Origin of the sequence: Streptomyces cinereoruber, assembly GCF_009299385.1 — a bacterium.
GTDB lineage: Bacteria > Actinomycetota > Actinomycetes > Streptomycetales > Streptomycetaceae > Streptomyces > Streptomyces bikiniensis.
The window spans coordinates 69,263-93,385 of record NZ_CP023693.1; the positions used below are offsets into that span (position 1 = coordinate 69,263).

At 68.2% G+C, this 24,123-nt stretch carries 18 protein-coding genes and 4 pseudogenes; 10 read left to right on the forward strand and 12 right to left on the reverse strand.

Going from position 1 to position 24,123, the window contains the following annotated elements:
- Positions 1-52 precede the first annotated feature (52 nt).
- The 5 genes and pseudogenes from CP977_RS00345 to CP977_RS00365 form a co-directional block, all read right to left on the reverse strand.
- Positions 53-301 (reverse strand): annotated as a pseudogene (locus CP977_RS00345) (hypothetical protein); the annotation flags it as partial.
- Positions 298-2,066: pseudogene (gene mobF / locus CP977_RS00350) on the reverse strand (MobF family relaxase). The pseudogenes mobF and CP977_RS00345, both read right to left, overlap by 4 nt.
- A 444-nt stretch (positions 2,067-2,510) precedes the next feature.
- Positions 2,511-3,385 (reverse strand): IS5 family transposase gene (locus CP977_RS00355; RefSeq protein WP_152369337.1). Its coding sequence is split into 2 segments (ribosomal slippage): positions 2,511-2,707 and positions 2,707-3,385, totalling 876 coding nucleotides; the frame shifts between segments, so codons are not numbered across the junction.
- A gap of 135 nt (positions 3,386-3,520) precedes the next feature.
- Positions 3,521-5,329 (reverse strand): endonuclease/exonuclease/phosphatase family protein, encoded by a 1,809-nt coding sequence (locus CP977_RS00360; RefSeq protein ID WP_152369338.1) that lies wholly within the window; start codon positions 5,327-5,329, stop codon positions 3,521-3,523.
- A gap of 219 nt (positions 5,330-5,548) precedes the next feature.
- Positions 5,549-5,797, reverse strand: a pseudogene (locus CP977_RS00365) (relaxase domain-containing protein); the annotation flags it as partial.
- A gap of 61 nt (positions 5,798-5,858) precedes the next feature.
- Between CP977_RS00365 and CP977_RS00370 the strand changes: the two are divergent.
- Positions 5,859-6,665, forward strand: a complete 807-nt coding sequence (locus CP977_RS00370; RefSeq protein WP_152369339.1) for an AbiTii domain-containing protein — start codon at positions 5,859-5,861, stop codon at positions 6,663-6,665.
- A gap of 120 nt (positions 6,666-6,785) precedes the next feature.
- Here CP977_RS00370 and CP977_RS00375 read toward each other — a convergent pair whose 3' ends face one another.
- The 3 genes from CP977_RS00375 to CP977_RS00380 form a co-directional block, all read right to left on the reverse strand.
- A complete protein-coding gene (locus CP977_RS00375; protein WP_152369340.1) occupies positions 6,786-6,989 on the reverse strand; it encodes a hypothetical protein in 204 nt (67 codons plus the stop codon).
- A gap of 166 nt (positions 6,990-7,155) precedes the next feature.
- Positions 7,156-7,518 (reverse strand): hypothetical protein, encoded by a 363-nt coding sequence (locus CP977_RS33905; RefSeq protein WP_167309065.1) that lies wholly within the window; start codon positions 7,516-7,518, stop codon positions 7,156-7,158.
- Positions 7,519-7,801: 283 nt separating this feature from the next.
- On the reverse strand, positions 7,802-8,437 hold the full coding sequence (locus CP977_RS00380) for an esterase/lipase family protein (protein ID WP_152369341.1): 636 nt from the start codon (positions 8,435-8,437) through the stop codon (positions 7,802-7,804).
- Between the two features lie 1,190 nt (positions 8,438-9,627).
- Here CP977_RS00380 and CP977_RS00385 point away from each other — a divergent pair.
- On the forward strand, positions 9,628-11,535 hold the full coding sequence (locus CP977_RS00385; protein WP_167309064.1) for an NHL domain-containing protein: 1,908 nt from the start codon (positions 9,628-9,630) through the stop codon (positions 11,533-11,535).
- Between the two features lie 241 nt (positions 11,536-11,776).
- On the opposite strand, the gene CP977_RS00390 is transcribed toward CP977_RS00385, so the two are convergent.
- Positions 11,777-12,475: an HNH endonuclease family protein gene (locus CP977_RS00390; RefSeq protein ID WP_152371460.1), complete on the reverse strand. Its 699-nt coding sequence runs from the start codon at positions 12,473-12,475 to the stop codon at positions 11,777-11,779.
- 584 nt (positions 12,476-13,059) lie between these two features.
- Here CP977_RS00390 and CP977_RS00395 point away from each other — a divergent pair.
- Both CP977_RS00395 and CP977_RS00400 read left to right on the forward strand, forming a co-directional pair.
- Positions 13,060-14,487 carry a glycosyltransferase family 4 protein gene (locus CP977_RS00395; protein WP_308017227.1) on the forward strand — a complete coding sequence of 476 codons (1,428 nt, stop codon included), beginning with the start codon at positions 13,060-13,062 and terminating at the stop codon, positions 14,485-14,487.
- Positions 14,484-16,409 (forward strand): hypothetical protein, encoded by a 1,926-nt coding sequence (locus tag CP977_RS00400; protein WP_152369343.1) that lies wholly within the window; start codon positions 14,484-14,486, stop codon positions 16,407-16,409. The genes CP977_RS00395 and CP977_RS00400 overlap by 4 nt, the downstream gene beginning before the upstream one ends.
- A 49-nt stretch (positions 16,410-16,458) precedes the next feature.
- Here the strand turns inward: CP977_RS00400 and CP977_RS00405 are convergent.
- Positions 16,459-16,909: pseudogene (locus tag CP977_RS00405) on the reverse strand (helix-turn-helix domain-containing protein); the annotation flags it as partial.
- A 211-nt stretch (positions 16,910-17,120) separates the two neighbouring features.
- Between CP977_RS00405 and CP977_RS00410 the strand changes: the two are divergent.
- Positions 17,121-17,927: a transposase family protein gene (locus tag CP977_RS00410; RefSeq protein WP_152369344.1), complete on the forward strand. Its 807-nt coding sequence runs from the start codon at positions 17,121-17,123 to the stop codon at positions 17,925-17,927.
- Positions 17,928-18,307: 380 nt separating this feature from the next.
- Here CP977_RS00410 and CP977_RS00415 read toward each other — a convergent pair whose 3' ends face one another.
- Both CP977_RS00415 and CP977_RS00420 read right to left on the reverse strand, forming a co-directional pair.
- Positions 18,308-18,643, reverse strand: coding sequence for an STAS domain-containing protein (locus tag CP977_RS00415; RefSeq protein WP_152369345.1), 336 nt, complete (start codon positions 18,641-18,643; stop codon positions 18,308-18,310).
- A 599-nt stretch (positions 18,644-19,242) separates the two neighbouring features.
- Positions 19,243-19,578: an STAS domain-containing protein gene (locus CP977_RS00420; protein WP_152369346.1), complete on the reverse strand. Its 336-nt coding sequence runs from the start codon at positions 19,576-19,578 to the stop codon at positions 19,243-19,245.
- Between the two features lie 320 nt (positions 19,579-19,898).
- Here CP977_RS00420 and CP977_RS00425 point away from each other — a divergent pair, with 320 nt between their 5' ends.
- The 5 genes from CP977_RS00425 (at position 19,899) to CP977_RS00445 (ending at position 24,065) form a co-directional block, all read left to right on the forward strand.
- The gene (locus CP977_RS00425) at positions 19,899-20,105 is read left to right on the forward strand and encodes a hypothetical protein (RefSeq protein ID WP_152369347.1); all 207 of its coding nucleotides are present in this window, start codon (positions 19,899-19,901) and stop codon (positions 20,103-20,105) included.
- A 1,493-nt stretch (positions 20,106-21,598) separates the two neighbouring features.
- Positions 21,599-21,829, forward strand: coding sequence for a hypothetical protein (locus tag CP977_RS00430; protein ID WP_152369348.1), 231 nt, complete (start codon positions 21,599-21,601; stop codon positions 21,827-21,829).
- 12 nt (positions 21,830-21,841) lie between these two features.
- Entirely contained in the window at positions 21,842-22,111 is a 270-nt protein-coding gene (locus CP977_RS00435) for an RICIN domain-containing protein (protein WP_167309063.1), read from the forward strand.
- A gap of 511 nt (positions 22,112-22,622) precedes the next feature.
- Positions 22,623-23,492 (forward strand): IS5 family transposase, encoded by an 870-nt coding sequence (locus CP977_RS00440; protein ID WP_152369350.1) that lies wholly within the window; start codon positions 22,623-22,625, stop codon positions 23,490-23,492.
- Between the two features lie 57 nt (positions 23,493-23,549).
- Entirely contained in the window at positions 23,550-24,065 is a 516-nt protein-coding gene (locus CP977_RS00445; protein WP_167309062.1) for a PIN domain-containing protein, read from the forward strand.
- Positions 24,066-24,123: the final 58 nt, after the last annotated feature.

A 24,123-nucleotide genomic window follows, 5' to 3' on the forward strand; every position in this document is an offset into this window, starting at 1 on the left:
GTCATCACAGCTAGGCGCTGGAGTGCCGCACCCGGGACAGGGCGCGAGGTCAGCGCGAGTTCCTCGCGGCGAGGCGACGCTTGGCGGCTTCTTGGAGTCGCTTGCGCTGCTTGCGCAGCTCCGCCTTCTTCGCCGCCTCCGACTTCAGCTTCCGCGGACGCTTCCAAATCGGCTGCCACCCCACGGGCTCATCGGCTTCGAGCTCCTGGTCCTCGCCGAGGGCGGCGGCCATCTGCTCGCGGGTGGCACGAGCACAGGCAAGCGCGTCGTCGAGGCTGGGCTGGTCTTCCGGGGTGCTCACGTGACTCCTCCAATGGTTCGGCCCGGCATGTGCTGGGTGCCGGACTGTTGGGTGTGCGGCGGCGGGACTGCCGCCGGGGCGGGTTGCGGACGCGGACCGTGGGCGGCTCCGCGCGCCCGCCGGCCCTCCTGGAGCGTGGCGGCCAACTTCGCGGCGGCGGCTTCCAAGGTCTGTCGGGTCCGCTCCACCGTGTCGACGCCGGTCTCCTGCTCCAGGACGCGGCCGTCCTTCCGGCCGTCGCGGAACGGCCGCGGGCGCGGGCGCGACCTCGAGGTGGCAGGCACCGCGACGGTGTACGGGCGGCGGCGCGAGCCCAGGCGTTCCGCACGGCGCGCAGCGTGGACCCGGGCGGCCAGGGCACCGGCGGCGAGACGTGCCCGCTCGTACGGCGGGGCGGTCCGCTTGCGGGTCAGCGGGCGCAGCACGGCCTGGTCCTCGGTGTCATACGGGTACAGGGCGCGCAGGTCGGCGGTCACCCTGCGGCCGCGCCCGACGGGGCGGGTGTAGTCGTTGAGGACCGTCTGCACGATCTGTTCGTCCAGGCCCGGTTCGTGGCGGCGGCCGCGCAGGGCGTAGGAGAGGTGGCGGCGGGCCTCGGCAAGCAGGTGGTGGCGCGCGAACGCGCCGCGCATCACGTACACCACGGCGACGACGTCGACGGCCGCCAGGGCGAGGTCGACCACCGGCCGCACCCGCGCCCACACCGCCGCGGCCGCCGCCCGCGCACGCTCGGCCAGCCGGTAGACGACGCAGGCGCCGAACACCCGGATCGCGGAGGTGCGCCATCGCGTGCGCAGCTCGGTCAGCGACAGCAGCTCGGTGCGCTTGGGCGGGCGGGTCTGATCGGCGGCCTGACAGGCCAGCGCATAGGCGGCCCGCTCCCCCGGCTCGTGCCCTTGCCGCTCCTCGTACCGGACGGTGAGGACGGACAGCGCGTCCTCGATCTGCTGGCGGCGGGTCGACTGCCAGCCGATCAGACGCCGGTCGATCCCGGCGATGTCCATCACGGGCCGGCGCCCCGGAGTCACTTCGCGCGGCTCCCACGCCCCCCGAGCCGCGCCATCACCTCCTCCATGAACAGGAGGGTGTACAGGGTGTCGGCGGCGACGATGCGGGTCATCAGCGAGTCCGCCGACAGGTTGCCCCACTTCCCGTCATGCGGCCGCCGGGCCCGGACCGACACCACCGCGTGGCTGTGGAGCAACGGCCGTGATTCCGTGGCGCGTGACTCGTAGTGCCGGAACACGGCGACGACCAGCCCGTCCTTGACCCGGGCGCGTTCCCTGCCGCCGGCCTTCGAGCGAATCTGGGCGACCGACTCCTCGATCCACGCCAGGGTCTTGTCGCGGGCGATGCCGTCGCACAGCTCTAGGACCCGGCGGTGCGTCTCGTCCATCAGGGCCCACGCGATGTGGGCGGTCGGCGGGGGCCGGAACACCAGGTCGAAGGCCAGCCAGGGCGTGCGCTCCTTGGCCTTGCCGGTCTTGGGTGAGCGGTTGTGCTCGATGGGCCTGCCCAGCACGGTCGCCCGCCGGGCGCGGGCCGGGCTCTCCCCCTGCGCCAGGAGCTCACGCTCGATCCGGTCGGCGTCCGGGTGTCGGCCCTCCCCCAGGAGCAGTTCGGCCTGCCGCTCGCTCACCACGTCTTCGGCCTTGAGGCCGAGCGCGGCCAGGCCTCGGCCCTTCCACACGCCGGGCGGGACACCGGCCTCGTCCTGGGCGTCGCGCAACGGCGTGCCCGCCCGGCGATGGCCGTCTCCGACCATCACGCCACGGAACAGGTAGCGCACCCCGGCCCCCGGACGAACTGGCGACATACTGATCACCCGCCCATGGAACCCCGCCGCTGACCTGCGCAGAAGCGTGATCCGGGGTCGGTCCCGCCGGGCGGGAAGGCATCACCAGATCTTCACCGCAGCGCCCGCCAGACGGGCCGCCGGATGAGCACGCGACAGTAAGCCACCGGTGTGTGCACCCTCCCGCCCATGAACACCACCAGGTACGGAGAGCCCTGTCCCCTCTGCCGCACGCCGCTGTTCCTGGACGTGCTTTAGGCCGTGTATCGAAAGTGGATCTTTATTCGTGAGACGGTGTGGTGATCGGGCTCGGGTATCGTCGTTCTCGGCTGCAATCTCGGTGCTGCAAAGACGGGCGATCGCGCAATGGAAGACCGGGAGTTCCCCTTGCGTGCGCCCGTACCAAAGCCCTTGTCACAGCCACTCGTTGATGGCAGCGACGAGGACGGTCGCCTCGTAGCGGACCGCGAGCTTGTCGTAGCGCGTGGCGACAGCTCTCTGCCTCTTGAGGCGGTTGATCCCGCACTCCACCGCGTGCCGCTCGCGGTAGTCGACCGGGTCGAAGCGCGGTGGCCGGCCACCGCGAGGTCCGAGCTTTCGGCGGTTCGGGCCTGGTCGGCCTTATCGGGGATGGTGCAGCGGATCCCGCGGCGGCGCAGGTAAACACGGTTCTTGTGGGAGGCGTATGCCTTGTCCGCGCGAACCCGGTTGGGGCGGACGCGTGGCCGGCCCGGCCCGATGCGGGGCACACGGACCTTTGCCAGGACGGGTTCGAACTGCGGCGAGTCCCCGCGCTGCCCGGCGGTCACCACGATCGCCATGGGCTTCTGGCCCTGCTCGACGGCCAGGTGCAGCTTGGTGGTGAACCCTCCGCGCGACCTTCCCAGTCCGTGATCTCCGGGCTCTTCATGGACACCGCCCGGTGGTTCCTTCTGCAGGTCACCCTGCCTTCGGGCGCCGGCCGCGTGCTGATGGGCACGGCAGACCGTGGAGTCGACGTTCAGGTCCCACACGATCGCCCCCTTCGCGTCGGCCAGGGCCTGGAGGCGGGTGAGGATACGGTGCCAGGTGCCGCTGCGCTGCCATCGGCGGAACGGGTCGTAGACGCGGTTCCACGGTCCGTACTCGAGGGGCATGTCCCGCCACGGAACACCGGTCCGGACCCTGAACCGTATGCCGTCGATCAGCTGCCGCCGGGGCCAGACCGGTGGCCGCCCCGGCTTCGTCCCTCTCGGCAGCAACGGCTCCAGCGTTGCCCATTGCTCGTCTGTGAGATCTCCCCGACCCATGAACCGTGATCATGCACAGCCCAAGATCCACTTTCGATACACGGCCTAGGTGTATTGGACCGCAGCCAGCGGAGCCTGGTGGCCCGATCACTCCTTGCGGCGTACGGGGTCAGCCGCAAGGAGTGGCGGGTCGCGTCAGAAGAGCAGGTCGGTGGGATCGAAGCCCCAGCCGCTGCGGTCGGCGTTCTGGTGGGGCCACGGCGGGTTTACGAAGGGTGCGGCCGCGTTCCCGGTGCCGGCGTAGAAGAAGACGTCGCCGTTCTGCTTGCGCCCGAGAAGGTCCGGGCGGCCGTTGCCGTCGCCGTCGAAGTTCCCCGGGGCCACGATCGTGTTGTAGATGTTCCAGCCGGTTCCGATCCGGGTGCGGGCCGCCAGGGTGCCGTCGGTCCGGCCGGCGTAGAGGAACAGGTCGCCTGCCGGGGTCCGGGCGAGGATGTCGGGGCGGCTGTCGCCGTCAATGTCGCCCGGCGCCAGGATCGTGTTGTAGGTCCCCGTACCCCAGCCTTCGGCGCCGGCGAGGCTCACCAGGGTGCCGACGGTGCCGTCCTGCCGGGTCGGGACGCGCCACAGGGTTCCGTTGTCGCGCCGGATGATCAGCTCGGGGTTGCCGTCGCCGTCGGAGTCGGGGCTGACGGCCATCGTGCGGACGTCGCCCCATCCGCCACCGAGGATGCGGGGTGCCCGAAAGTACAGCTCGGTGGGGTCACCGGGGTAGAAGCGCAGGTTGCCGGCGCCGTCGATGGCGTAGAGGTTCTCGACGCCCCCCGCGCCCGCGGCTCCCGTGCGGGCGATGTGCTGCATGCCGGTCCATCCGACACCGATCTTGCACGGGTCGGCCGCGATCTTGCCGTCCGCGCGGCCGAAGTGCCTCCACAGGTCGCCCGCGGCGTCGCGGCGCAGCATGTCGGCCTTGCCGTCGGCTGGGTTGTTGCAGTGCGAGAACGTCGCGGCTCCGAGGTACGGATAGTGGTCGGAGATGCGGGGGTCGCGCTCCTTGGCGTCGGCTGCCACGTTCTTGAAGTGGGCCTCGTCGACGAAGACGTAGTCCAGCTTGGCCTGCGTGCCGCGGCTGGCATCGTAGTTCGTGAACTCACCCGACCTGCAGTTGTCCGGGAGCGGTGCCGCGCAGTCGAAGTGGTCGGCGTCCGTCTCGTCGGTCTCGATGAAGCGTCCCGTCCCGCCCAGGGCGGGGCGGTAGAACGGGTCGAGGTCCGAGGACCGCGGGGCGTTGGCCCTGCTACCTCCCGGGTTGCGGTTGACCGGGTTGAAGTCGCCGCCCAGCACTACGGGGGTTCCCGCGTTCAGCCAGGGGTTCGCGGCCAGGTTCTTCGCCTGCGTGGCGTTGATGTCCGCAGGGACGACCGGGTGCTCGCCGGTCTTCAAGTACTGGGGGTAGAGGTGGACGGAGCAGGCGCGCGTCCTGACGGACTGGATCCTCGCCTCGACGCACGCCGCGTACCACTCCTCCGGGCCAGAGTACGTGTTGGTGTAGGCGTCGTCCGGGTCGAGGGGCACGCCCGTGCCACCGGTGAGGGGCCCCTTGGCCAGGACGGCGATCCCGTACGCACCGTTGGTGACGGTACCGTTCAGGCCCTTTACGTTGCACACGTCGGAGCGGGTGAGCGTGGGGACGAAGTAGCCGTCGTACCCCTCCGGCGTGAGCGAGCCCAGGATCCCGTCGTACTGCTGGCGGCAGACCTCCTGCAGGAAGATCAGGTCCGCCTTCCAGGCGCGTGCCTCCTGCACCACCTTGTCACGCCGCTGCTCGACCTCCCGAGTTAGGGAGCAGGCATCCTTGTTGTCACTGTTTCCGCAAATGTTGTAGCTCAGGAACCGGACGACCGGCGCGGTGCTCGGTGACGGCGCGTCGGCCACGGCCGGCTGCACCACCCCCAGTGCGACCAGCAACGCCAGCAATAGGGTGAACGTCTTGCGCCTCCGCATGGAGTGGCCCCCTCCTCGTTAGTCGAGCCGCTCGGAAGCGGAGCCGGCGTGCGCCGACCGGGCCCGAGCGGAGTAGATCAAAATCACTCGACGATACCTTTCGGCTAAGCGGGCCGAGAGTCGACCCTGGCACCCGGCTCCGCTGAACCGGCTGGTCACCGACCCCTCGTCACCGCCCGAGGCGCGGGCGGGCATCACGGCCGAGGCCGGTCGCTCCTGCGCGCAGCCGGCCTTCTCCCCCGGCGGGTGCCCCTGCCGTTCTTCGTACTTGTCCGCGAGAACGGACAGCGCGTCCTCGATCTGCTGGCGCCGGGTCGACTGCCAGCCGATCAGCCGCCGGTCGATCCCCGCGATCTCCATGACAGGCCAGCGGCCCGGGGTCACCTTGCGCGGCTCCCACGCCCACCCGAACCTCGCCGTCACCTCCTCCATGAAGTGGAGGGTGTAGAGGGTGTCGGCCGCGACGATGGGGCGCCGGATCCACGTCCTGGGCAGGGGCTGTTGTCAGTGGTGACGGGACAATGAGGTCATGAACAGACGACAGCGCGGGCTCTTGGCCGAGATCGAACAGGAAGCGCTCGACGAGTCGAAGCCGCTTTCTTCGGTTCTGCGCAAATGTGTGGTCCTCGGCGGTCACAGTAGTTCCGCTGAGCTTCGCGAGTGGGCGACACGTGAACTTCGTGGCTATGACGGCGTTGCCACGGATGCTCTGCCGGGGTACCGAAGGCTTCCAGCGCCGATCCAGGTGAATGCGCTGCTCGGACCCAACTCCGTACGAGGCCAACGGATCAATACATCCGAATTGCCTGAATTCGCACGAAACGAGGTGAGGGAGGAAGTCGCTCTGCGAAATGGCATCGGTGAAGTGGAGGCACTGGCACAGCGATGCGAGACCAGTGGGGAGCACGCGCATCTAGGTATCCCCGGCGGCCTAGAACTGACCCGGCTCATGGACGCGGCGTCCGGGAACCCATTCCAGCGCATCACGGACATCTATTGGTCCGTTTCTCCCGCAGCCTTGCGAGGGCTGGCGGACCAGGTGCGCACCACGGTGGTCGAACTGGTTGCCGAGCTGCGCGCAGCTATGCCCGATGACCAGCAGATACCCACGCCCGATCAGATGGAGCATGCTCTGCACGTTGTGGTGCACGGGGACCGGGCTCGAGTGAACGTTAACGCCGCGCAGACATCCGGCAGCGGCAGCAGTAACGTCGGTCAGGCGGCTGCGGACGAGGACCCGTTTTGGAGCCATGGCAGACGTATCGGTGCAGCTGTCGTGGGGCTCGCCACGCTGATAGGCACCGGAGCGGCCCTGTGGCCATTGCTGGGCAAGTAGATACGCAGGGGAAGCTAAGCGTGCCGATCACCTGAATTGTCATAGCGGTGCGGCCGCCCGGGAGTCCGGATGGCTGCCCCTTCTTGGTGCGCCCGGCGGGTCAGGCGGAGGTGGAGGAGGTCAGGACGGGGTGGTCGGCTCCAGGTAGGCGAGAGGCCGTGCGGGCGGAGGCGGGGCGATCTGTTCGGCCTGCGTGAGCAGGTCGAGCACGGCGGCCGTCCGGCTGGCCCGCCATCCGGCCGCCACCTCCTGCGACAGGTCCGGCAGAACGGTGGCGGGATCGTTCAGGAGCCGCTTGGCCGCGTCCAGGACGGCGGCCTCCACTCACCCGCAGCAGCTCCTCGGGGGCGTAGTCCGTACGCGTCCGGCATCGTGAGATCAGCCTGAGGAGCTAGGCGCGGGCACGGCGGGCCCAGGCCGGGAGACGTGAGGGGCAGCAGGCGGGCATGTTCCCCCAATAACCCGGATGCGTCGGCCGGTACGGGGCCGGTCAGGGATGGCCGGTCACGGCCAGGGCACCGTCGCCATCGCGCTCGGCGTAGTGGAGGGTCAGCTCCGGTGAAGCGTAGAGCTCCTGGCCGTCGAGGTACAGCTTGAACCGGTAACGCTCGGCGCGCTCGAGGTCGCGCCGCTGCTGCGGGTCGGCGTCCGGCAGGACGAGTTCCGCGTAGCCCTGGCCTCCTTTGGTGAAGCCCCTGACCGAGGTCTTCCCGACGAAGACAGAAGCTCGTCGCTGGGGAGGGCAATGCGACGGCCCGCACTTCGGCGACAAGCCGGCCGGTGGGCAGTGACCGCTGAAAAGCAACGGCGAGCAGGAAAACGGCCCTGCCGCCGGGCGAGGAAGCAGGGCCATCACACGAATCCGGCCCAAGATGGGAGGCCGGGGGCACGTGTCGCCGGCCTCAACGGCCCACCCGGCCACAGGTCACGCCAACTGGTCCATCCAGGTAACGCGCAGCGAGCCGGCATCGTCATCACAGTGCTCTCCCTGCCCAACCACCAGCTCCTGGCAGCTGCCTGTCGTCCGGCAAGCTTCTGAAAAATACCAAGAGCGCCAGGCCGAACCGGCCTCACCTGAGCTCCTGGCTCTCACCGGCGCGGGTGGCGGGACGGTTTCGCAGCGGAGCGTTGTTCGTTTAGCGGAGGTGCTTCTTGACCTCTTCGTAGATCGTCTGGTCGGCCTGCAGGTCGCTGTGGCCCAAGCAGGCGGTCGTGTTGTTGGCCGCACCATCGAGGGCGACGCTGTCGCCGGGGCTGATGACCATGTCGCACGGCGAACGCCAGGTGGCGTAGCGGGGGGATCCAGGAGTTTCGTCGCCGGAGTTGAGGGCGCTCAGAAAGTCCGAGCCCGGTCGCATCTCGGTGCAGGGGGCGCCGGCGCACCAGCGTGCGGCGTCGGTTCCGTGGTTGGGCCCTGCGAGGGAGACCCATGCGTCGACCTTGGCGGTGCCGTCGAGGTTCTTGAGGTAGTGACGGGAGGACAGCGCGCCCATCGAGTGGGTGACGACATCGACCCTGGCCGCCCCGGTACGGTCCAGGACGCGCTCGATCTCCTCGGCCAGCCGCGCGGCGGTCGTGGCATTGGACCGTGTGGCATCGTAGGTCCACTGGACGAGGTGACCGGTCGGCCAGCCGTCCGCCCGGAAACGCTCGGCCATGGTCCGCCAGGTCGAACCGTCGGAGTTCCAGCCGTGGACGAAGACGACAGGGTCAGGACGCACCGCCTCGTGCCGTCCCCCGGCGGCGGACGCGGTGGCGGGAAGAAGGGGCATGAGCGCGAGAAGAAGCGCGGACGAGCTCCGCAGCAGGTTTCTGATCACGCTCGGTTTGTAGCGCCCCCCGCCGCAGGACCGACAGGTCTTGGCGTGAGCACTCACCCGCCTGGAGGCGACACTTCACCCAGAAACGTGGCAGTGCCCACGCCACGGCAGCCGGCGAGGAGAACGCAAGTCGTGATGGCTCGATGGCCGTCTACAGCGTGGACTGACCGACAGGGGAAATTTGTCGACTGCCCGCTTCGTCGCTCGTCTCCAACACAGATAACTCATGCCTCGGCAAGACCGCCACGAAGGCAGGACCCGGCAGAACTCAAAGTAGAAGTTGGCGGGAAGGTGGATGATCTGTACGCCGACTACGATTCTGGCCGGACCACCGCGCTGGCAGGACTTTCCTATTATTCCCAAACGCTGACAGAAGGCAAGAGACGGCCGTATTGGCGGCAGGCTCCGGAGTGCCGGGCCCAGGAAGGACTGTTCGTGCGGTATCGGGCGCGCTCGTTGGCCCGGGTGTGAACGGCAGGGCCAGGACCGGGCAGCCGAACGAGTTCGCGGTGATCGAAACGCGGGTGATCCGCAGCGCACTCACCGGCGCCGGGGGGCGGAGCTGATCCGGCACAAGTCGGGCCTGCCGCCCGTGCTGGAGGCGCGGGGGCGGTGGGAAGCCGGACGTCGAGGCAATGGTTCGGTAAGCGCTCATATCCGGCCCAAGTGCCGTGTAGGGGTAGGTGTTGGGCTGGGGTCGGGTCAAGTGTCGGCAGGGGTGTGCAGGTCAAGCTGGATGGCGGCCAGGACGGGATGCCCGTTTATGGGCGCTTGGAGAGTTGCTCCAGAACACTCTGAGCAGCGCAGAGCGGGAACCTGACCAGCCTGTGATCGATAATCACCCGGCTTCGGATCGGCGGTCCCGGGCTGTGGCCGGGATGCATTCGTCTTCCGCGTCTGCAGCCTGATGTGCTGCAGGCGTCTTGAGAAGACCTGTTCATGATCGTGTCAGGGGCTCTAAGGATGCGGGCTGTCATGTCCTGATAGACGATGTTCGTGAGTAATGTACTGGCCTCTTCCTCTTTCGGCCTCCCTCTTTTCCCATGGAGGGGCGGCGTCGTCATGGCCGCTCACGGCAGGTGCGGCGGTATGAGACCTTCCGGGGCCATTCGTGTCGCACGATCAAGGTAGGAGCTTCAACGGTGACTCAGAGTGTGGATTTCGCTGAGATGAACATGCCGCCGACGATTCCGGCTTCGCTGGACGGTCAGCTTGTGTCAGCGGCTGTAGAAGGTTTCATCACCACGGTGTCCGTCACCGAATCGGAGGGCAATGGCGGAGGGGCCGTTGTCGATGCCGAATTCAGGCATCCGAAGGGTGTGGTGGTTGCCAGTGACGGCACTCTGTTCGTCTCTGAGTCCAGCGGCCATCGGGTCTGGAAGGTAACCCCGGACCACAGGATGTCCTTGCTGGCGGGAGACGGGACGAAAGGCCATGGCGGTGACGGCGGGCTCGCGACGGCTGCCCAGCTCGACAGTCCCGGGCCACTCGCGCTTGACGCCGAGGGGAGCCTGTACGTAGCCGAAAGCGGCCGGGTACGGAAGATCACGCCAGATGGAAAGATCACTACGGCGGTCGACGACCTGGTCTGGCCTCGGGGCTTGGCGTTCGACTCCCAGCGGAATCTGTACATCTCCGAAAGCGGTAAGCACCGGGTGCAAAAGGTGAACCTGGAGAACGGCGAGGTCACCACGGTGGCCGGCACGGAGAACCGGGAGGGTTCCAGCGGTGACACCGAGCGCGCGGACACGGCCCATCTCTATTACCCCGCTGGGCTGTGTGTGGACGAAGACGACAACCTGTACATCGCCGATCATTACAACGGTCGCGTGCGGAAGGTGGACCGCAACGGCATCATCACGACAGTTGCAGGCGGCGGGTCGAGGGACCTAGGTGACGGCGAACCGGCAACCGAGGTTGTCCTCCGTGCTCCCGAAGCGCTCGTGCGGGGCATTCACGGGAGTCTGTACATCGCCGATTCGGGCGGCCACCGGGTACGCAAGATGGACCGGGGCGGCATCATCACGACAGTTGCGGGAACAGGCGAGGGCGCGTTCGGCGGGGACAATGGGCAGGCCACGAAAGCCCAGCTGAAATTCCCCTACGGGCTGGCGATGGACCCGTACGGCAACCTTTACATCGCCGACTGCTACAACGGCCGGGTGCGCAAGGTTGAGGGCCCGCAGGAGCGGAGCCTGAGGATCCGCCAGGTCAAGGTCCCCCAGGTCAGTGTCGGCGAGAGCGCCGAGCTCACCGTGGAGATCACCGCCTACCGCGCCGGACAGGCTGTCGATGCCGGGAACGTCATTCAGACGTTCACCGCGCCCACCGGTTTCGCCTTCGGCGAATGGCCCACCTACTCCTACAACGGCAATGAGGCTCTGAGCGGAAGCCTGAACTGCCGGTTCGAGCGCGACCGCAAGGTCATGATCGTCACCAGCAGTCTGCACCTCAACACCTGCGCCGGGGACAAGGGCCCGCTGCTCTACACCATCCCGGTAAAAGCGGTAGCCGCAGTGGATCCCGGCACCTACCACGACGGGCGGTTGCTCGTGGGCCGCAACCCGGGCATCCGATTGAGTGCCACAGTCACCGGGGGGCTCCGGATCTCTGTGACGCCGGGAGACTCTCCGGTGAAGATCGCGCGGGGCGGCTTCCGGTACCCCGGGGTGGTGGTTAGCGGAGAGAGGCCGGTCCCTCCGCAGGCCATCACCGCGACCCTCCCCTCAGAGGTCGGTCTGGCCTTCAATCCGGAGCGCGGAACCAGACACCAGATGACCGTGCGCTCGCACTCCCCCGGGTCGGAAGATGACTTTTACGATGCGGAACTCTCCGATGATGGACAGATGCTGACATGCCGGGATGTGAGCCTCGGCTTTTCGCAGCAGTATCCGGTCTCCGTATGGGTCGCCGTGACGGCCGCGGCCACGGCGACAGCCGGATTTACCCATCTGACCTTTCGGGTGGGCGGCATCGAGTCGGCTTCTACCGAGCTAGAGGTGGTGTCCGGGGAGCAGCGCGACTTCCCGCCGGACATGAATGCGCCCTGACGGATCATTTGCGCGCCAGGCACAGTCGGGAAAGGCAGCGCCTTCGGCCGTCGCCCTCAGAAGGGCGACGGCCGAAGGCGCTGTGAGCGGACGATCAAGTTCCGGCGCGTGACGCAGTCCCTGGGGGAGGCAGACCGCTTGTTCCCTGCCGCGCTTGGGCGCGCCACCAAATGAGCTGCCCCGGGCACCTCACATCACGGCGCGAAGCACTTGATGGGGATCGGTAAGACGGATGCGAGTTCTACGGGGCGGGGGTGTATTCGACGTCGGTGCCGCCGCAGTCGGCCGCGATGTCCAGCAGGCGCTCTTGTTCGGCCTCGTCGACCGCAAGGCCCCAGCGAAGCTTGGTCGCGGTCCATTCGGCAACGTAGCGGCACAGCGCGCCGGGCGCCGGGGGCAGCCACTGCGCCGGGTCCTGGTCCGCCTTCGAGCGGTTCGACCGCGCGGTCACCGCGACCAGGGAGGCAAGCTGGCCTTGGTCGTTGGCGTAGGCCTCGCGCCGTTTGGCTGTCCAGGCGCTGGCGCCGGAGTCCCAGGCTTCGGCGAGGGGGACCATGTGGTCGATGTCCAGGGCGCCGGCCGGGGTGACTTCGCGGTCGTCGTAGTACGACCACCACACCCCGCCAGTCAGAGTGCAGCCTGGCCCGACCTCTGGGGCCACGACTGCCTCGGCCAGGAGGACTTCGGCGCGGGTGTTGCAGCCATCAGCGGGGATGTCACCGGCGTTCCAGTGCCGGAAAGAGGTACGCCGGTAGCCGGTGCGGTCCTCCGTCCCCAGAGGGAGTGCGGCAACCGCGGCGTTGATCGGCAGCACCTGCGGCACAGCCGATGCGGCTCGGGCCGGGACGGCGGATTGGCCGGCGGTGCCTGCGGCAGCCGAGGCGGGGCAGGCTAGGGCGAGGGCGGCGGCCGCGATGGCCGTGGCGGCAGACCACTTCATGATCATCACAGGCCGGTTCTAGCAGTCACCGTCCTGCCGACGGCAGAGCGTGCCAGGCCGGTTCACCCATCTGCGGGTGTGCGTTCACCTGAGAAACGCCACTGCACTCATTCCTTTTGCTTCACCTGACCGCGGTTGGGCGGGCAACGGATTGCGGTGTCGAAGGCCCGGGCCGACGGGTATGGGGTCGGTTTCCTCGGTGTGCTCGTACCGCCGCGCACAACGGCGCACTTCGTGACAGGTACGTGCGCCCCCGGGAGCGCCCTTGTACCACCCCGCGTCGCGGTGAACCTCGGCGCGGGCGGGGGTATCGCGGCGTTTTCGTGGAGCACTGCTGTTCGGGGCTGGGACACACTGACACCTGAGTTGATCTTCGTGCGGGAGATGGCCGGCTGATGTCCGGAGGCGTGCGCAGGACTGCCCCGGTGCTGCCGGATAGCTCTGCCGCGATGCGCCCCGGCGTGTTCGCGCCCTGACCCGGACAGCTATCCGCCCCCTGCAGCCTGAAGTTGCGGTGGCGGCCGGCGCCCAGGGCGCGCAAAAGGGCGCGTACCGGTGGTGGCGCACTCTACGGAAGGAGTTTCGTGCAGCAGGACAGGGCGGCGGCGGCCGGTTCGTTACCGCGGGCTACCGGGATGCCGACCGCGCGGCGGTTGTCGGTCGTGGCACGGGTGTACGGATATCCGCCGGACCACAACGCCGGGTCGGAGTGGATGCTGCACTCGATGCTGCGGCCCCTGGCCGAGCGCGGGCACCGGGTGGAGGTGTGGCTGTCCCACCCGGGCAAGAGCCACGAGCCCTACGAGATCGACGGCGTGCATGTGGTGCCCTTCCAGGCCGGGATCGACTTCGTTGCCCGCGCCCGCCGGGCGGACGTGCTGGTGTCCCACTACGAGAACGTGCCCCTGGTCGCCGGCATCGCGCAGGACCGCTCCATCCCTGTGGCGGTGATCTGCCACGACAACTTCGCCAGCAGCTTCCACAACGCCGCCGGCGCCGACCTGATGGTCTACAACAGCCAGTGGATCCGCCGCGACGGCGAGATCTTCTACGCCCGCTACCCGGCCGAGTTCCTGCCCCGGCGCAGCATCGTGGTGCGCCCGCCGGTCATCGCACACGAGTACCGCACCCAGCCCGGCGACTGCGTCACCCTGGTCAACCTCAACAGCGACAAGGGCGGGGAGCTGTTCTGGCGGATCGCCGCCTGGTCCCCGGAGTGGCGCTTCCGAGGGGTGCGCGGCGCCTACGGCGAGCAGGTGATGCCGCCCCCTCGGTTGCCGAACTGTGAGGTCGTCGATTCCGTCCCTGGCCATCAGATGCGCGAGCACGTCTACGCCCACGCCCGGGTGATGCTCATGCCCAGCCTGTACGAGTCGTGGGGACGTGTCGCGATCGAGGCGTTCGCCTCCGGTATCCCCGTGATCGCCCATCCCACCCCCGGCCTGGTCGAAGCGCTCGGGGAGGCCGGGGTTTTCGCCTACCGCGACGATCCCACCGCCTGGATCGACGCGCTCAGGTCCTTGCGCGATCCCGAGGTGTGGGCTCGCGCATCCAGGCGGGCACGGGCACGCTCCAAGGAACTGAGCGCTGCCGGCGATATCGATCTGTGGTGCCAAGCCGTCGAAGCGCTGGATGCCGAGCGTCCGGTGCGAGGCCCGCGCAAGCGCACCGTCGCCGATCTCGCGGACGCCGCCCTCACCGGGGCCCGCAGCCTCAGGGACAGCGCGGCCACCACAAACCTCCCCCGCCTTCCCACCCTGCGGCGGGTGAGGAAGGCGCTCGAAGACCGCGCCGAGGCGCTGCGTGCAGGCCTCGGGCAAAGCCCCACCCGGCCAGGAACAGGCCCGACACCCACCGCGGCCGATACGGCCCGGCCGGTCGGCCCGGACCACTACGACAAGGGCCTTCACAAAGCGGGCTGCGTCGGCGGCAATGCCCTTCGTCGCATCACAGCTCCCGGGCACACACAGGCCGATCTATTTGGTCTTCAGCGAAAGGACGTTACGCCATGACCACTCCTACAACCGGCTACCACTGCGTCAAGCGGTTCAAAGCCACCGGCAAAGTACAGGACTTCCGCGTCCCGGACGGGGTGACCTCCCTCGACGTCCGCGTCTGGGGTAGCGGGGGCGGTGGCGACCTGGGCGGAGGCGGCGGATTCACCTCCGGCGTCGTAGCGGTAACGCCCGGTGAAGTGCTGAAGGTCGTGGTCGGCAGCGCCACCTTCGGCGGCGGGATCAAGAAGGGCGGAGGTCTCAGCGCTCTGCACCGCTCCGGCAGCGGGCCTCTGCTCATCGCCGGTGGCGGCGGAGCGAGCAACGGAGGAAGCCTTGCCGGCGGTGCGGGCGGTGGCACCCGCGGCGGTGACGGGATGGGCCGAGACGAGGGCTGGTCCGCCGGAGCACCGGCACGCGGCGCCTCGGGCGCCAAGGGCGGCGCCGGAGCCGCCTGCCAGCCCAAAGTCGGCGGAGGCAAGGGCGGCGATCTGGGCAAGGAAGGCGGCAACGGCGGCGGGACGCTCCCGCTGCCCGAGATGGGCGGAGGCGGCGGCAACTCCTACGCGGGAGGCAACCACGGTGGAGGCGGCGGCTACGCGGGCGGCGGAGGCGGCGGAGGCGTCAAAGGGAACAAGAACGCCTACGCTTCCGGCGGAGGCGGCGGTTCCGGCTTCGTTGCGACATCGGGTGTGAGCGGCGGCAAGACAGTGACCGGCTCGGCCAACAAGGCCGCGGGCAAGTCCGACCCGCTGTATGAGACAGGCGTCGGTGATGCCGACAAGCCCGGACAAGTCGTGCTGCAGTGGCGGCTGCCGGCCGGAGTGCTGCATGCGCTGGCTGGAGATGACCAGATCGCCGACCAAGGCGAGGCGTTCACCGACCCGTTGACGGTGAAGGCGTGGTCCGCCGACGGGAAGACACTGATCACCGGCACGTCTATCACCTTCACCGTGACCGAGGGCGACGCGGTCTTCTCCGGCGGCAGCAAGTCCGCGACCACGAAGACCGACTCCGACGGGCAGGCCAGCCCCGCGGCCCTGGTCGCGGGCACGACGACGGGGACGGTGAAGGTGACCGCACAGGCCGACAGCGCCCAGGTGGTGTTCTGTCTGGAGGTCGTCCCGGCCTTCGAACTGGCGCCGGGCGGCCCGCCGGATGTGGACCTGCTCGGCGGCGGCGGGGTGGGGTACCCCGGTTTGAAGGTCCTCACCGACAAGGTCATCGGCCCCCTGGGCCCGCAGCGGGTCGAAGTGAGCCTGCCGGACGGAACCGACCTGCGGTGGGGCACCGCGGACGCACCCGACTACCAGCTGACCCTGCTGGGCAGCGACTCCTACCCCGGCACCCTGTCCGGCGACGGCATGACGCTCACCTTCGACGACGTCGACCTGGAGAAGATCTCCGGCACGGAGAAGACCGTGTATGTCGCGGTCAGCGCCGGGCCGGACGCCCCCCTCGCCTCCACTGCTCTGACCTTCACCGTGGGCCGCAAGACCTCACCCTCCACCCCGGTCGTCATCAAGCCGGCCTTCTCCCTCAACCCAGGCGGCATTCCCGTCGACCTCATCCCCGACGGCCAGGCAGTGCGCTATCCGGGCGTGGAAGTCGTCAACAACGGCGTATCCGGCATCGCCCCACAAAACATCACCGTCACCGCACCCACCGGCCTCCGCTTCGGCACAACAAGTAACCCTGACCACCAGCTCACCGTCATGGACACAAGCGGCACCATGACCCCCCACATCGGCAGCCTCTCCGCCGACGGGCAGACACTCACCTTCACAGGCATCGACCTGAAGATCCCCGCCGACCAGAACGTCGCCAACCTGTGGGTGTGCGTCAGCGCCGACCCTGCAACCCCCCAGGGCCCCACCGGTGTCCAGTTTACCGTCGGCCCCTACATGACCGCACAATCCACCACCATCAACATCACCTGACACCTGCAAGGGGCGGTGGAAACGACGGCATCATTTCGCTGCTCCGCAGCAGGTCGTGGGTGCGGCCGGGCAGCGCGGGCGAGATCCACAGCAGCCTGCCCGCGGGATCGGCCACGACCTGCACGTTCACGCCGTGACGGCGGTGCTTCTGCGAGAAGTCGGCCCGGCTGTCGCCGACGCGGTCGCACTCGGGCGAGCGTTCCGTCGAGCAGGACGTAGTCCGGATCGGCCTCGCGCAGAACCCGCAGGAGGTCCGGTGCCCGGCCGGACAGGTGCCGGACGACTGCTGTGACGTAGGCGTGGGCGGTGCCGACGGATATGCCGAAGCCGGCGGCGATCTGCGTGAGCGTGTCGTGGCGGCGGAGGTAGACCAGGCCGACGAGGGCGCGCTGGTGGGGCGGAAGCTTGCAGCGGCGGTCACCCTCACGGGTGACGATGAGCATGGATACCCACTCGACCAGAGCATGCGGCAGGTCGAGTGCGGCAGGATGGGGAACCAACAGGGCTCCTGTGCCGATGGGTTGAGACTTCGAACACCTCCCTCAACGGCACGGGAGCCCTGTGCGTTGCGGTCCTCATCCTGACTCGGCCTGGGTCACTCGACCAGTGGCCACTCTGAAAGAGCTCAGTGAGCCTCTTTCATCCTGTGCTGGAGGGTGAAAAGAGCTGGTCAGCGAGGGCGGTGACGAGGCAGGGCCCCTCGTCGTTGGCGTGGTGATCTCACTCAACACGCTGGCGACCGAAGGGGCCCTGGTGGTTCCATATCCTGCCATGCTCGATGTCCCGCACGAGCTGGTCGAGCATGTTTCCTGGCTGCTGCACGAGCACCGCCGGGCCCGCAACACGCGGTGGCGCAGGCTCGGCTGCTTCCAGCAGGCGCTCCTCACGCTGGTCCATCTGCGGAAGAACGAGACGTTCTCACAGCTCGGAGCGGGTTTCGGGATATCGCAGGCCACCGCCTGGCGGTACGTCGACGAGACCCTGGACGTCCTGGCCGGCTGGGCGCCCGGCCTCCATGAAGCCCTCACCGGCCTTGGTGAAGGGGACCACGTCATCGTTGACGGCACCCTGATCCCCATCGACCGGATTGCCGCGGACGAGCCGTACTACTCGATGAAACACCGCAAGCACGGGATGAACGTGCAGGTCATCGCCCGTCCCGACGGCACACCGCTGTGGTTCTCGCGTGCGACACCCGGCCGGACCCATGATCTGACCGCGGCCCGGGCCCACGGCATGGTCCAGGCTTGCCTGACTCGGCAGATCCTCGTCCTCGCCGACCGCGCCTACCAGGGCGCCGGCGCCACCTTCCGCACCCCGTACTACCACCACCGTGAACAGCCGGAGCACTACCAGCAGTTCAACCGCGACCACGCCCGGCTCAGAGCTCCTGGGGAACGGGCCTTCGCGCAGCTGAAGTCCTGGCGCCTCCTCCGCCGAGCCCGATGCTCCACCCGAAGCATCGGCACCATCGTTCAAGCCGTCCACACCCTGCTGACCTGCAACTATTCAGGATGAAAGAGGCTCAGTGATCCCACCCATCAACCTCTCATCCCATGACAGCGGCCTGCCCATCCGTAAACAGCCGCTGACCAGCCCCGTGTGAACAGGCATGCCCATGGCAGCCGGCCATCCTCATGATGGGCACCCGGCAGCAGTAACCTGGTCACCGCGCGACAGCCATGATCACCACTGCGGTGCACTCTGGGCAGGAAAAGCTCCCCCAGCCCTGCTGCTGCCCATCCGATGCCACCGGCGCACACACTCACAGGCAGACGGCTCCGGCACACAGGGCTGGACAGCCCTGCCGGGAACGCCACGGAAGACAGCCAGGAAGGCCCCGGGGGCAGCCGTGCAAATGCTGCGCGGCCACGCATGGGTGGGCTTGGTCCGGGTTTCTAGGCGCGGGGGTTGGTCTGGTCGATGACCTGCTGCACAGAGGCGGCGAAGGTGAAGTGGGCCAGGGTGTTGGTCACGGTGAAAAGGGAGTGGACCTCACCGGCCAGGGGGCTGGTGAGGACAAAGGCGCGGCCGTCGCGGTGGTGGCGGTCCTGGGCCTCCAGCAGGGCGCCGAGGAGGGTGCTGTCGGCAAAGGTGACGGCGGACAGATCGACCGCCGTGGCCGGCAGCCGGAGCTCGTCGACCTCGCCCCAGGCGGCCTGGAGCAGGTCCCTCTCGTCGGCATCGACCTCACCGCGGATCGTGACAACGAAGACGCCGGCTTCCTCGTGCACCTTGACGACGGCTCTGGAAATCCGATGACATGAAGATCATTCCCCGCCGCGACGCGGTCTGCCGCGACAGGGGGCGGAGAGGGTGTCGAGGCATGCTGCGCCCCGCCTGCACAAGGGTGTGCAAGTAGGACGCGCCGCCGATGTGGTCGAGTTCGCTGCGCTTGTGCAGTTCAGCGCCGAGGTCTTTCGGCCGATCTCCCGGGCGGAATGGGCTCGAAGACCCGATGGGTCTGGACGTTGTCGTGCCCTGTGCGGATTGAACTAGCCTGGCTGGGTACCCTCACGGCTGATCCTCGTCTGGATCATGTGGCCGCCGGTTGCCTGGGGAGGTTTTACCGGCGGCCACGCTGCGCGCAGACGCTGTAGCGGATCCCCACCGACCAGCCCTGGTGGAGACGGCCACGCTCGAATGGGCGCTGTCGCCCCGCCAGGACAGCAGGAGAGCGCACAGATAGTTCGCCGGGCCGAAGCTGTGCGGCGGCGAGGAGGAAGGTGGGGTGCCGGTCGTGGTGGCCGGCCGGTGTCAGCAGTCGATCTGGGGCCGGTAGCAGAGGAGCGGGCGCTGGCCCAGGCCCGGAGAAGTCTGCCTCCGGGGTGGGTCAGGGCTTGCAGGCGATCAGGTCGGCGGGGGTGTGGGGGATCAGTCGCGTCAGGTCATAGATCGCGGGGAACAGGTCGGCCGCGATGAGCAGGAGCTGCAGGGGCTGGTCCTGCAGTCCGGTCATCGTCGTGCGGTGGTGCGGAGCGGGGGCGAAGATCAGGCGCAGGCCGGCTATGTCGGTGAAGGGCAGGTGCTCCAGGTCCCACAGCAGGTCGGTGACCTGCGGCGGCAACCGGTCCACGACCGCGCGCAGTGAGGGCAGGGTGCCGAGGTCGAGTTCCCCGTGCGGGGTGATGCGGGCGGTGGTGCCGGTGATCGTGGTGGTGATGTTCATGCGGGGCACGGCCCCCTTCCGGGGGTTGATGAGCCCACAGACGAAGCACCCCTGAATCCGCAAGGAGGAGGGGTGGACGGCGATGGCGGGACCTGGGTGCCCGGAGGGGGGCAACTCCCTTGTCCCAAGGGCCGCCGTTATCGGTGGCGGCCGGTCTCTTGCCCCCCCCACCGCCCCACACCTGGTCCCGGACGCGAAACGGCGCACGAGCGCATGGCTGCCGAAGGGCAGGGGCCGGGTTCGGTATGAGGTGTCCGGTTCCCGGACCCGGACGGCTCTCGCCCAGCCGGTAGAGGGGCTGCGCTCCGTACGATGATCAAGTGACTTCTCACCGCGTCCTGGAGATGGGCCCGCAGATCCGGGCCGCCGAAGCGGGTCTCCTCGCTGCACTTCCCGGCGTCCGTCTGCCCGATCCCGACGAGCTGCGCGCCCGCGGCGTCCTGGGCACCCCTCCCGCAGACACGCCCGTCCGGCGCCGTGCGCTCGGAGCCGGCGGTCATGCAGACGAATCCGGAGACGGGAACTGAATCGACGACCCGGGTAAGGCCGACGCCCGCCAGGAGCGCCGAGCACAACCAAGAGGTGCCCGAGGGCCAGGACCAGACCATGACACACGAGCGCCATCGGCCCTACCCGGGAAACGACACCACCCTTTCACCGGCCGGACGACACCCGCCGCGAGGAACCACCCCCTACAGACGGCCTCGACACCGGTGAAAACAGACGACGCCCAGCAGTGAAAAACGTGCGACACCCATCAAGCAGGGAGAACGCCTCCGGCACCCACGGCCGGACAGCCCGCCGGGAGCGCCCGGAGGACGGCCCGGGAAGGCGGCCGTGCAAATAGCCGCGCCCCGCCTCCGAGGGGCCGGAGACGAGGCGGGGTTACGCGTACACGCGTCACCCGAGCCGCCCGGGCAAGGGCGGGCCGGTGGGCGGGCGTGCGGGCGTGCGGGCGTGCGGGCGCCTGACCGAGGTCAGGCCTCAGCCGGGGCATACAGGCCGAGCTGGACAGTGGCCAGGTCACCTACGCACACGGCAGTCAACCTTCAGCGGGAAACGACACCCTGCAATCGGCCCGCCAGACAAGACATATCCTGAAAGCACTGTCGCTGACCGCTGAAAATTACACGGAGCCCATCAGCCAGGGTTTGAGAGGGTAAAGCGCGAAGTAGCTCCGGGGGAAAGACCGGGGCTAGTCGGATGCCGCTGATTCGCGAAGCGGGCGCTGGAAGCGGCGAAGGGCTGACGGAGGGATCCGAAGGGGCGGTTCTTTTTGGCTTCCTGCCATGCTGTGGATTCTTCGGCGGTGAGGGTTTCGACTTCTTCTCGTTAGCGTTTTTAATGCTGGCGCAGTCGTTGCCCGGGGTCGGGTCTCACAGTCGTCATCGGAGGAAGACTTCGTGGCCGCAGGTCGGGCAGGCGATGCGGTCGCCTTGCGCCGGCTCCCGGTCTCCTTGCGCTCCTGGCGCTCGCGTTCCTCCCGGGGGCACGCTCGGTGCGGTGCTGTTCATGGCGGTGCCTTGGCAGACGTGGTGGTCGTCGGGGTCGTCGGGGTCGCCCAGGGTGTCCTGGAGCGTTTCCCGGCCGGGGTGTCCGTAGCGCCACCAGAGGGTCGAAGCGGCCCCAGGCCTGCGATCGGGCTGAACTCGTCGCCGGGATCCGCTGCTTCTTCCACCGATGTCGGCGCCGATGCCGGCTATGCGTCGCCTGCGGCTGCTTCGGCAGCCCGCACGTCCGCTGCGTCCTGGACAAGAGTGCCATGAACTTCCGGTTAATAGTTCACCCTTGCATTTCCAATTCCCTGCAGTGAGCGAGGGGAAGGAGTTGCGTAACACGCTATGGTAAATGGCCATCGCCAGCTTAAAGGATTTTCTTATCGCGACGTTTCACGGAAAGGTTTCCTCTACTTGTTTCTACTCCATCGAGTGGATAGGGCTTCCGTCTCGCGAAGATTGGTGGGTAATCTCCGTACGCGTCCCGAGGATGGGCCGTGTACAACTCACGACAAGGAGAGAAAATGTTCGGTACGAAGAAGACAGCGGTGCTGTGCGGAGTGGCGGCGCTGGCCTTCACCGGTCTGGTGGCGCCGGCCAGCTTCGCGGACGAGGCGCCCGCTCCGGGCACCTCGGCGCAGGTCCGCCTGCTCAACGTCGGCCAGGCTCAGCGCCTCGACAGCAACCACACCAGCGACGACCAGCCGAACGCCATCGTGTGGGCGCCGAACAACATCACGCCGGCGCAGGTGTAGACCACTCTGCCGGTGGGCGACGGTTTCCAGCTGCAGGCGGACACCGGGGAATGCCTCGAGGCCGCCGGAGTGGGCCCGGGCAGCAAGGTCTTCAAGTCGGACTGCAACGAGGACAACGAGCTTCAGATCTGGCAGTTCGAGGAGTCCGGCGACATCGTCTTCATCCGGCCGGAGTGGAGCACGAACCTCAGGATCGAAGCCCCTCGCAAGAACGCACCGGTCGAACTGCGGCAGCGCAGCGCCAACAACAAGAACCAGCAGTGGCTCGTCTCCAACCGGTAGTCACTGCCGTCCGTCCGCGCCCCGGCCAAGGGGAAGCCTTCGGGCCGGCGGATGAGAAAAGCAAGGGCCGGACCGTCCTGAGCTCGCGACGGTCAACCTGAGCAAGAGAGGGCCGGAACCAGTGAAAGTGGTTCCGGCCCTCTCGCGCGCATAGCGCGCTGAACAACTTTACAGCCACCCACGGCAGCAGACCCCACCTCAGTGATGAGCACCGCGACGCCTGCACCCGCCCGGCAGCCGTCCAGCCGACGACGTCGCCCAGCGGGCGCCCACCCAAGAGGGCGTTTTCGTCTGTACTGCCCCTGTATCCGGTGGATTTTTGACTGCCGGGTTGTGGTGCTTGTGCTGCTGGAGATGCGGGCTAATTCTTGCTGGTCAGGTGGGGTGGCAGGCGGGTCAAGAGATGACTTGTGCCTGTCTCGTCTCAAGATGCCCGGTCTTCAGGCCACGTGCCTCTACTGCCACTGCTGTGCGCCTGGGCGCATGTGGTTCGCGGCGGTAGGCCGGAAGCATGGCGAAGCGACGCGCGTATCCGAGTGATCTGTCCGATGCCCGCTGGGAGTTGATTGAGCCGGTCCTGTCCGCGTGGCGTCTCGAGCGCCGAAGCAGAGCCCTGCACTTCGGCCGGCCGCCCGAGCACGACCTGCGCGACATCATGGACGCGATCTTGTATGTCGACCGTACCGGCGTGCAGTGGCGCTACCTCCCCCATGACTTCCCGCCCTGGAACACCGTCTGCGGCTACTTCGCCAAATGGGCCGACGAGGGCGTGTTCGCCAAGCTCAATGGCTTACTGCGGCAACTGTTGCGGGAGAAGGAGGGCCGGAACGGCGAGCCTTCGGCCTGTGTGATCGACGCGCAGAGCGTCAAGACCTCCACCAGCGTTCCGGCATCGAGCCAGGGTATCGACGCCGGCAAGAAGATCGTCGGTCGCAAGCGGAGCATCATCACTGACACTCTCGGCCTGCTTCTCGCCGTGCTGGTCACCGCGGCGAGCGTGCAGGACTCCACCGCCGGCGCCGCACTGCTGGACCGGGTCGCCGCCGACCATCCCCGCGTCCGCAAGGTGTGGGTCGACGGCGGCTACCGCCAGCACCTCGTCGAGCATGCCGCCACCCTCGGCATCGACATGGAGATCACCGCCCGCAAGCCCGGGACCAGGGGCTTCACCCCCATCCCGAAACGATGGGCAGTCGAGCGAACCTACGGATGGCTCATGCTGAACCGGCGCCTGGCCCGCGACTACGAAAGCCTGCCCACCCGCTCCGAAGCCATGATCCACCTCGCCATGACCAGTCTGATGGCCCGCCGCCTCACCAGCGAGAACACCATCTCCTGGCGCGACCCAAGAAGTGCCACAGAACATCCCATCACGGGATGAAACATTGGGCGAAAACGACCTCTAAAGGCCGCGCATGCCCATCACCAGGGCCGGACCGTGGTTCTGGACACCAATGACCTGCTGCACTACTCCCGGTACGACAAGATCCCCTGGGCCAAGCTCTATGGCAAGAACACGGTCGTGGTCATCCCCCACGTGGTCGTCGACGAGATCGACAAGAAGTCCTACGCCACGAGCGACACCATCCGGCGGCGGGCCCGGGGCGTCTTCGCCTTGCTGGAGCAGACCCTTACGGAGCAGCGCCAGGGCGAGGCGACGGCCGGCGGGGTACGGTTTGAGGTGCTCCTGGACGAGCCCCAGCATGTGCGGCTGCCGAACAACGACGACGAGATCGTGGCCCGGGCCTGCGAGCTCCAGCAGGCCATCGCGCCCGTTCAGGTCACGGTCCTGACGGGGGACAACGGCATGAGGACGCGAGCGCTCGCCTGGGGCCTGGAAGCCGAGAAGCTGCCGGAGAAGTACAGGATCGAGCAGATCGCGGCCCGGCAGAAGGAAGAGTACCTGCAGATCATCACGGCGCCGGACGAGCTGGAGCCGGCTTCCGCTCCTTGACCGCACAGACCGAGCGGGCCCGGACCGTCTGGTCCGGGCCCGCTCGTCGTTCGGGGAT